An 8,545-nucleotide genomic window follows, 5' to 3' on the forward strand; every position below is an offset into this window, starting at 1 on the left:
AGCTCTCCGGCGGCCATGCCGGGCAGCCAGCGCCGCTTCTGGTCCTCGGTGCCGAGGTCGGCGACATAGGGGATGGCGATGTCGTCCTGCAGGCTCATGCCGGAGCCGAAGGAGGTGGTGCCGGTGCGGGCGATCTCCTCGGCGACGACGCAGCGGAACCGGTAGTCGGTCACCCCGGAGCCGCCGTATTCTTCGGGGACGCCGAGGCCGACGATGCCGGACTTGCCGGCGGCGAGCCAGGCGGAGCGGTCGATGAGCCGCTCGGTCTCCCACCGTTCGTAGTGCGGTTCGACCTCGCGGGCGAGGAATTCGCGCACCGTGTCCCGGTACGCCTCGTGGTCGGCTTCGAAAAGGTTGCGGTGCATCGGTTCTCTCCCAGGAGGGCGAAGGACGGTCGGGTCGGCGGGGCGATCGGCGCTCAGTTCCTCCGCACCGGCGACGATTCGCTGGGCGGGTCCGGCGCGGCCCGGTATCCCACGATGCGCAGGGCGATGACGGTGTAGCGGGCGGTGACCTGGTCGGGAGTGAGCGGGCCGCCGAGCCGGAACCAGCGGGCGATGGACTGGCACATGCCGAGCAGGGCACGCACGGATTCGGCGATGTCGTCGACGGCGAAGACGCCGCGCTCGACCCCGTCGTCGACGAGGTCGAGGGCCATGAGCTCGAGGCGCTTCCGGGTCGCGGCGTAGTTGCGGCGGTTCTGCGGGGACACGTGCCGCAGTTCGGAGTCGAGTGCGGACTGCGGGGCGCGGTGCGTCGAGTTCAGCACGATCGCCTCGACGAAGTTGGTGAAGCGCCGGACGGGGTCGTCACCACCGTCGCCGACGGCGGCGAGGGCGCGTTCGATCAGGTCCCGGACGGCGGTGTCGAGCAGGGTGACGAGAACGGCTTCCTTGTTCTCGTGGTGGTAGTACAGCGCGGGCACCGTCACCCCGACCCGGCGGGCCAGGTCGCGGACGGTGGTTCCGTGGAAACCGTTCTCTCCGAAGGCTTCCAGCGCGTGATCGAGGATGGGGCCGAGCTGTAGGGGCTCGAACTCCCGCCAGTTCGCGAACCTGGGGGGTGCGGGCTCCACAGTCATCGGCCCCGTCCTCTCACGCGTCGATCAGCTCAGGCGGCGCTCAGCGCGGGGCCATGCGGATGGCGCCGTCGAGGCGGATGACCTCGCCGTTGAGCATCGGGTTGGAGACGATGTGCGCGGCCAGGGCGCCGTACTCGGACGGGTCGCCGAGGCGGGCCGGGTGGGGCACCTGCTGGCCGAGCGAGGCCTGCGCCTCCTCCGGCAGGGAGCCGAGGAGCGGGGTCTTGAACAGGCCGGGGGCGATGGTGACGACGCGGATCAGCAGCGACGCGAGATCGCGGGCGATCGGCAGGGTCATGCCGACGACGCCGCCCTTGGACGCGGAGTAGGCGGCCTGGCCGATCTGGCCGTCGAACGCGGCGACGGAGGCGGTGTTGATGATGACGCCGCGCTCGCCGTCGATCGACTCGGTCTTGGCGATGCGCTCGGCGGCCAGGCGGATCACGTTGAACGTGCCGACGAGATTCACGTTGATGATCTTGGTGAAGTCGGCGAGCGGGAAAGCGCCCTTCTTGCTCACGGTCTTGATGGCGTTGCCGATGCCGGCGCAGTTGACCGCGACGCGCAGCGGGCCGAGCGATTCGGCGAGGTCGAGGGCCTCGACGACGGCGGCCTCGTCGGTGACGTCGGCGGCGGCGAAGCGGACGCGGTCGCCGAGCTCCTTGGCGACGGTCTCACCGTTGGAGGAGGGCAGGTCGATGATGACGACCTGCGCGCCGTCGGCGAGCAGGGCCTTGACGGTGGCCAGGCCGAGGCCGGAGGCACCGCCGGTGACGACGGCAACGCTGTCGTTGACGATCATGAGATTCCTTTCGGATGTGGTTGCGGGTCAGAGACGTTCGATGATGGTGGCATTGGCCATGCCGGCGCCCTCGCACATGGTCTGCAGGCCGTACCGGCCGCCGGTGGCCTCGAGGTGGTTGACCAGCGTGGTCAGCAGCCGGGTGCCCGACGAGCCGAGGGCGTGTCCGAGGGCGATCGCGCCGCCGCGCGGGTTGAGCCGGGCCGGATCCGCCCCGAACTCGTGCGCCCACATCAGCGGCACCGGGGCGAACGCCTCGTTGACCTCGTAGGCGTCGATGTCGTCGATGCCCAGACCCGAGCGGGCCAGGATCTTCTTCGTCGCGGGGATGGGGGCGGTGAGCATGAACATCGGATCGTCGCCGGCGACGGCGAAGGAATGGAACCGCGCCCGCGGGGTCAGGCCCAGCTTGGCCGCGGCCTCCTCGCTCATGATCAGCACCGCCGACGCCCCGTCGGTCAGCGGCGACGAGTTGCCCGGGGTGATGTGCCAGCCGGCCTCCGGGAAGCGCGCGGCGTACGCCTCGGTGTAGAACGACGGCTTCAGCCCGGCCAGGGCCTCGGCGGTGGTGGCGGCGCGCACCGTCTCGTCGACGGTGTGCCGGACCTGCTCACCGGCGGCATTGGTGACCGTGATCGGGACGATCTCCTTGTCGAAGAAACCGGCGGCGATCGCCTCGGCGGCCCGCTGGTGCGACTGCGCCGAGAACGCGTCGAGGGCCTCGCGGTCGAACTTCCACTTCGCGGCGATCAGCTCGGCGGAGATACCCTGGTTGACCAGGCCCTCGGGGTAGCGGGCGGCGATGCCCGGGCCGGAGGCGTCCTGCCCCATCGACGAGGTACCCATCGGCACCCGGCTCATCGACTCCACACCGCACGCGATGACGATGTCGTAGGCGCCGGCGATGATGCCCTGGGCGGCGAAGTGGGCGGCCTGCTGGCTCGAGCCGCACTGCCGGTCGATGGTGGTGGCCGGCACCGACTCGGGGAAGCCGGCCGACAGCAGGGCGGTGCGGGAGATGTTCAGGGCCTGCTCGCCCGCCTGGTTGACGCAGCCGCCGATGACGTCGTCGACGAGGGCGGGGTCGAGGTCGTTGCGCGAGGTGATCTCACGCAGCACGTGGGCGAGCAGCTCGACGGGATGGGTGCCGGACAGGGCGCCGCCGGGCTTGCCCTTGCCGACCGCGGTGCGGACCACGTCGACGATGACAGCGTTGGTCATGAGGAGTTCCTTTCGAGGGTTGGAGCGGCCCGGGTGCCCCGGAGGGGATCGACGAGACCCCGGGCCGAGATCAGGGGGTCAGCGACCCTTCCAGACCGGCTGCCGCTTCTGCGCGAACGCGGTCGGGCCTTCCTTGGCGTCGTCGCTGGTGAACACCACCTTCACCGCGGCGGCGTTGGCCTCCCACACACCCGGCTCCCAGTCGGCGCCGTGCGCGGTCCGGTGGATCATCGACTTCGATTCGCGTACCGAGAGCGGAGCGTTCGCGGCGATGGTCTCCGCCAGCCCGAGCGCCATCTCGAGCGCCGTGCCGTGCGGTGCGACCCGGTTGACCAGGCCCAGTTCCTTGCCCTGCGCAGCGGAGATCGGCTCACCGGTCAGCGCCAGTTCCAGCGCGACCTTGCGGGGGATCTGCTGTTGGAGCCGGATCACCCCGCCCGCGGCGGCGAAGAGACCTCGCTTGACCTCGGGCAGGCCCAGCTGGGCCTCCTCGTCGACGACGGCGAGGTCGGACGCGAGCACCAGCTCGGTGCCGCCGCCGAGGGCGAACCCGTTGACCGCGGCGATGGTCGGCTTGCTGATCCAGTGCTGGGCATAGCCGGCGAAACCCCATTCGGGGTGCCCGTCGGCGGCGATGCTCTCGCCCGTGGCCAGGGCCTTGAGGTCGGCGCCCGCGCAGAACGCGCGGCCCGCACCGGTGAGCACCACGACGCGCACGTCGTCGTCCGCCTCCGCCTGCTCGAGCAGCGTGCCGACCGCCGTCGCCAGCGCTGCGTTCACGGCGTTGAGCGCCCGGGGGCGGTTGAGCGTGATGACGGCGATGCCGCCACGCCGCTCGTACTGTGCGGCAGGTTCGGTAACGGTGGACTCGTCGGCCATGTGCGCCCCTATCGGATACAGTCGGCGTTACTTATCGATCGCTAAAGGACTATCACGGATCGATCGATCGGTCAATGGTCTGGTCTAACTAGCGTCCGATCAGACGGTTCTGGTATGGATGAGGCCGTACGCGTGAGCCGCGACACGGATTCCCGAAGACACGGGCCCCGAGACACGGAGCCCCGAGACAGGCTCGGCCACCAGGACGGCAGGAGAACTCATGCAGGCGGTACAACTGACCGAAGCAACCGGGCCCGACGGCGTACGGCTCGTGGACCTTCCCGAGCCCGATGCGGACGGCCTCGTCGTCGTCGTCGATCTGCACGCGGCCGGAGTCTCGTTCCCAGACCTGCTGCAGACCACAGCGAGCTACCAGGTCGTGCGCCCCCTGCCGTCCGTGCTCGGCGTCGAAGGCGCCGGCACGGTGCGCACCGCCCCGGCCGGCAGCGGCCTGAGCCCGGGGCAGCGCGTCGCCGTCCTCGCCACCGGCGGCGCCTGGCAGCAGACCGTCGCGGTGGATCCGAAATCCGTCTTTCCGCTTCCCGATTCGGTGTCCCTGACGGCCGGAGCCGGATTCCTCATGAACTACCTGACCGTCCACTTCGCCCTCGACGAACGCGCCCGCTACCGCGCCGGCGAGACGGTGCTCGTGCACGGCGCCGCAGGCGGGGTCGGCGTCGCCGCCCTGCAGGTCGCGGCCGCGCTCGGACTCGAGACCATCGCGGTGGTGAGCACCGAGGAGAAGGCCGCGGTCGCGAAAGCCAACCGCGCCACCCACACCGTCGCCGTGGAGGGCTTCAAGGACCGGGTCCTCGAGCTCACCGGCGGACGCGGCGTCGACATCGTTCTCGATCCCGTCGGCGGCGACCGGTTCACCGACAGCCTGCGCAGCCTGGCACCGAACGGACGGGTCGTGGTCCTCGGCTTCACCGGCGGCGAGATTCCCACCGTCAAAGTGAATCGTCTTCTGCTCAAGAACATCTCGGTCCTCGGCGCCGGATGGGGCGAATACGTGCGTACCTTCCCCGGCTACACCGCCCAGCAATGGGCGCAGCTCGAGCCGCTGCTGCGCTCCGGGGCACTGCAGATCCCCGAACCCACCGTCCACCCGATGACGCACGCCGCCGAGGCGCTGCGGTCGCTCGCACATCGCTCCGCCACCGGCAAGGTCGCCCTGGCGCTGCGCCCCTGACGTCCAGAGAGACCCTGACCGTCCCGAGAACCCCACCCCCCGGAGGACCCATGACCATCGATCCCGTCGGCGTCGACGTCACCGTCGACGACGGCATCCTGCGCGTCACCCTCAACCGGCCCGCACGGATGAACGCCGTCACCACCGCCACCCTCGAGGCCGTCGCCGACGCCTTCGAGAAGCACGCCGGCGACGACGCCGTGCGCGTCGCGGTCCTCACCGGCACCGGTCGCGCCTTCTGCACCGGCGCCGACCTCGCCGGCAAGGACCTGTCCGCTCCGCCGTCGGCCGGGACCATCGACGCCGCCAACCGCACCGTCGCCGCGATCCGCGCCTTCCCGCGCCCGGTCATCGGCGCCGTCAACGGCCCCGCCGCCGGCGTCGGCGTGTCCCTCGCCCTGGGCTGCGACCTCACCGTCGCGGCCGAGTCCGCCTACCTGCTGCTCGCCTTCACCCGCATCGGCCTCATGCCCGACGGCGGCGCGACCGCACTCGTCGCCGCATCGATCGGCCGTGCCCGTGCCCTGAAGATGGCGCTGCTCGCCGAACGGCTGCCCGTCACCGAGGCACTCGCGGCCGGGCTGATCGCCGAGGTGCACCCCGACGACGACTTCGCCGCCGCCGTCGACGCGCTCGCCATCCGGCTCGCCGCCGGACCGGTCGAGGCCTTCCACGCCACCAAGGACGCGATCAACGACGCGACCCTCGGCGAGCTCGACAGCGCGTTCACCCGCGAGCGCGCCGGGCAGCTCGAGCTGCTGGCGTCCGCGGACTTCCACGAGGGCGTGAGCGCCTTCCAGGAGAAGCGGACGGCGGTGTTCGGCCGGGGCTGAGTCCGCCCGTCAGGGCTTCGGGGGAGGGGTGGCGCCGACCGTCTTGAGGGCGATCGCGACGTACTTGCGCGCCACCTCCTCCGGGCTCAGGGAGCCCTCGCGGTGGTACCACCGCGGGATGGACTGGCACATGCCGAGCAGCGCACGGGTCGTCTCGGCCGGATCCTCGACGTCGAACGCCCCGCGCCGGGTCCCGTCCTCGACGATCTCGAAGACGAGCTTCTCGATCTCCTTGCGCACCGCGCGGTAGCGCTGCCGGTTCTCGGGGCTGAGGTAGCGCACCTCGCCCTCGAGGGCGGCGAGGCGGGGACGGTTCGTCATGCGCAGCACGATCGCCTCGATGGCGTTGGAGAGCCGCTGCACCGGATCGTCGCCGCCGTCGGCGTCGGCGGCGTAGGCCCGGGTCATCACGTCGCTGGTCGAGAGCTCGAGCAGCGCGATGAGCAGGCCTTCCTTGTTCTCGTGGTGGTAGTACAGCGCGGGAACGGTGACGCCGACCCGGCGGGCGATCTCCCGTACCGAGGTGCCGTGGAACCCGGTCTCGTAGAAGGCGTCGAGCGCCGCGGAGAGAATGGGAGTCAGCTCCATCGGCTCGAGGCGACGCCAGTCCGGCGCAGCGACACCGTCCGCGACGGTGTCGTCGGTGGAAGTTCCCATTGCCGTACCCAACCTATCGATCGCTACATTCGGACGGCTCGAGGATACCTGTGCGTCGGCCCCGGCCGGGACGCCTGCGCACTCGGGGGCTCCCCGCGAGCGATGGACGCGCGCAGGAAGCACCACGGCGCGCGGACGACGAGGTGGGGGCTAACCCATCGGATCGTCGGCGCCGGCGCGTCCGGTGTCGTGGAACGGCGTCTGGAAGGTGCCCCAGCGCACGCACTCCCAGCCGCCGCCGGGCAGCGGGACCAGTTCGACGCTCTGGGTGTTGGCGAGGTGGTTGCTGGTCGCGAAGCTGCCCGGCACCCGGCCGAGGTGCGCGGCGACGAGGCGGATGGCGGCGCCGTGGCTGACCACCACGACGTCCCCCGAGCCGTCGTCGAGGTAGTCGGTGCGCAGCGACTCGACCACCGGCAGGTACCGGTCCAGGACGTCGAGGCCGGATTCGCCGCCGGGCACCCGGTCGCGCAGGTCGCCGGTGTGCCAGGACTCGTACACCTTCATGAACAGCGCGTGGGATTCCTCGTCGCTGCGGTCCTCGAGCTCACCGACCTGCACCTCGTGCAGGCCTTCGCGGACGACGGTGGTCACACGGGCGGCGAGCTCGACGTGCTCGGCGGTCTGCCGGGCGCGCAGGGCCTGCGAGGCGAACAGGGCTGTCGGCGGCTGCTGCGCGAAGCCCTGTCCGAGGGTGCGGGCCTGCGCGACGCCGAGGTCGGTCAGTTCGGCGCCCGGCAGCTTGGTGTCCAGGCGACGTGCGACATTCGCCACCGTCTGCCCGTGCCGGACCAGGATCAATCGGCCGCTCAACGCTCTTCCTCCCCGCGCCGCAGCCGTTGCAGCCACTGCGCATCCTCTTCGTCCGATACCGGGGCCACACCGTGCTGGGACACCGCCGCCCAGGAGCCGAGGAACCGCACCTGCGCGAAGCGGTGCAGCGCCTTGAGCGCCTCGGCAACGAGCGCGTCGTCGATGTGGCCGACACAGTCCAAGTGGAAAAAGTAGGTCCCGTATTCCTGGCGGGTAGGGCGGGACTCGATGCGGGTGAGGTCGATGCCGCGGGTGGCGAACTCGGTCATGGCCCGCACGAGGGAGCCCGGTTCGTTCGGCAGCTGCAGGATCACGGAGGTGCGGTCGATGCCGGTGCGCGCCGGCGTGGGGGCGGGCCGGGTGGCGAGCACGAACCGGGTGCGGGCGCCGGCGTGGTCGGCGACGCCGTCGGCGAGGACCGGCAGGCCGAGCCGCTGCCCGGCCAGGGCGGTGGACACGCCGGCGTCGGCCTTGCCGGCGGCGACGTCCTCGGCGGCGCCGGCATTGGACGAGGCGGCCACCACGTCGGCCTTCGGCATGTGGTCGACGATCCACTGGCGCACCTGCGCGGCGGCCACCGGATAGGCGTGCACGGTGCGGACCTCGTCGAGCGTGATGCCCGGCCGGGCCACGACGGTGAAGGCGACGTCCAGCTCGGTTTCGGCCACGATCTGCAGGCGCGGGCCGACCGCGAGGGCGTCCATCGTGGGGGGCACCGAGCCCTCCACCGAGCTCTCGATGGGCACCACTGCGCCGTCGACCGCGCCGTCGCGCACGAGTTGCAGCGCCGCGGGCGGGCTGGCGGCCGACACCCGCTCGACCGGGCCGTCGAAGGTGCCGGCGTCCTCGAACCGGGCGAGGGCCATCTCCGTGAAGGTTCCGGTGGGGCCGAAGTAGGCGATGCGGGGCACGCCTAGAAGGGTACGCATCGAACGTGTCCGGGCCCTGTCATCGCGGCAACGGGGTCATCGCGGCAACGGGGTCATCGCGCCGCCAGGCCGAGGGCTGCGAGGTCGCGCGCGACGCCGGCCGGGTCGTCGACCTCGACGGCGAGCAGGATCTCGCGC

9 protein-coding genes and 1 pseudogene are annotated in these 8,545 nt (G+C 71.4%); 2 read left to right on the forward strand and 8 right to left on the reverse strand.

Annotated elements, in window-relative coordinates; translation table 11 throughout:
• The 5 genes and pseudogenes from CQZ88_RS31220 to CQZ88_RS16970 form a co-directional block, all read right to left on the reverse strand.
• Positions 1-365 (reverse strand): annotated as a pseudogene (locus CQZ88_RS31220) (acyl-CoA dehydrogenase family protein); the annotation flags it as partial.
• A 53-nt stretch (positions 366-418) separates the two neighbouring features.
• Positions 419-1,081 (reverse strand): TetR/AcrR family transcriptional regulator, encoded by a 663-nt coding sequence (locus CQZ88_RS16955; protein WP_102800073.1) that lies wholly within the window; start codon positions 1,079-1,081, stop codon positions 419-421.
• 40 nt (positions 1,082-1,121) lie between these two features.
• Positions 1,122-1,883: a 3-hydroxyacyl-CoA dehydrogenase gene (locus tag CQZ88_RS16960; RefSeq protein ID WP_102800074.1), complete on the reverse strand. Its 762-nt coding sequence runs from the start codon at positions 1,881-1,883 to the stop codon at positions 1,122-1,124.
• Positions 1,884-1,910: 27 nt separating this feature from the next.
• Positions 1,911-3,104, reverse strand: coding sequence for a thiolase family protein (locus CQZ88_RS16965; RefSeq protein WP_029546945.1), 1,194 nt, complete (start codon positions 3,102-3,104; stop codon positions 1,911-1,913).
• 78 nt (positions 3,105-3,182) lie between these two features.
• Positions 3,183-3,983 (reverse strand): crotonase/enoyl-CoA hydratase family protein, encoded by an 801-nt coding sequence (locus tag CQZ88_RS16970; RefSeq protein ID WP_006944628.1) that lies wholly within the window; start codon positions 3,981-3,983, stop codon positions 3,183-3,185.
• Positions 3,984-4,203: 220 nt separating this feature from the next.
• Here CQZ88_RS16970 and CQZ88_RS16975 point away from each other — a divergent pair, with 220 nt between their 5' ends.
• Together CQZ88_RS16975 and CQZ88_RS16980 are read left to right on the forward strand one after the other, a co-directional pair.
• Entirely contained in the window at positions 4,204-5,175 is a 972-nt protein-coding gene (locus tag CQZ88_RS16975; RefSeq protein ID WP_029546944.1) for an NADPH:quinone oxidoreductase family protein, read from the forward strand.
• A gap of 50 nt (positions 5,176-5,225) precedes the next feature.
• Entirely contained in the window at positions 5,226-6,008 is a 783-nt protein-coding gene (locus CQZ88_RS16980; RefSeq protein ID WP_065923214.1) for an enoyl-CoA hydratase, read from the forward strand.
• A gap of 9 nt (positions 6,009-6,017) precedes the next feature.
• Here the strand turns inward: CQZ88_RS16980 and CQZ88_RS16985 are convergent, their stop codons facing one another.
• The 3 genes from CQZ88_RS16985 to pheA form a co-directional block, all read right to left on the reverse strand.
• Positions 6,018-6,665 (reverse strand): TetR/AcrR family transcriptional regulator, encoded by a 648-nt coding sequence (locus CQZ88_RS16985; RefSeq protein WP_006944631.1) that lies wholly within the window; start codon positions 6,663-6,665, stop codon positions 6,018-6,020.
• Between the two features lie 150 nt (positions 6,666-6,815).
• Positions 6,816-7,478 (reverse strand): histidine phosphatase family protein, encoded by a 663-nt coding sequence (locus CQZ88_RS16990; RefSeq protein ID WP_065923215.1) that lies wholly within the window; start codon positions 7,476-7,478, stop codon positions 6,816-6,818.
• The gene (gene pheA / locus CQZ88_RS16995; RefSeq protein ID WP_065923216.1) at positions 7,475-8,389 is read right to left on the reverse strand and encodes a prephenate dehydratase; all 915 of its coding nucleotides are present in this window, start codon (positions 8,387-8,389) and stop codon (positions 7,475-7,477) included. Before pheA ends, CQZ88_RS16990 begins: the two co-directional genes overlap by 4 nt.
• Positions 8,390-8,545 lie beyond the last annotated feature (156 nt).

Source organism: Rhodococcus sp. ENV425 (genome assembly GCF_002887785.1).
In the GTDB taxonomy this organism is placed as follows: domain Bacteria; phylum Actinomycetota; class Actinomycetes; order Mycobacteriales; family Mycobacteriaceae; genus Rhodococcus; species Rhodococcus aetherivorans.

Coding starts and splice junctions, on each gene's coding strand:
- CQZ88_RS16985 (WP_006944631.1), bottom strand. CDS start 6,665: ATGGGAACTTCCACCGACGACACCGTCGCGGACGGTGTCGCTGCGCCG.
- CQZ88_RS16980 (WP_065923214.1), top strand. CDS start 5,226: ATGACCATCGATCCCGTCGGCGTCGACGTCACCGTCGACGACGGCATC.
- CQZ88_RS16970 (WP_006944628.1), bottom strand. CDS start 3,983: ATGGCCGACGAGTCCACCGTTACCGAACCTGCCGCACAGTACGAGCGG.
- CQZ88_RS16965 (WP_029546945.1), bottom strand. CDS start 3,104: ATGACCAACGCTGTCATCGTCGACGTGGTCCGCACCGCGGTCGGCAAG.
- CQZ88_RS16955 (WP_102800073.1), bottom strand. CDS start 1,081: ATGACTGTGGAGCCCGCACCCCCCAGGTTCGCGAACTGGCGGGAGTTC.
- CQZ88_RS16960 (WP_102800074.1), bottom strand. CDS start 1,883: ATGATCGTCAACGACAGCGTTGCCGTCGTCACCGGCGGTGCCTCCGGC.
- CQZ88_RS16975 (WP_029546944.1), top strand. CDS start 4,204: ATGCAGGCGGTACAACTGACCGAAGCAACCGGGCCCGACGGCGTACGG.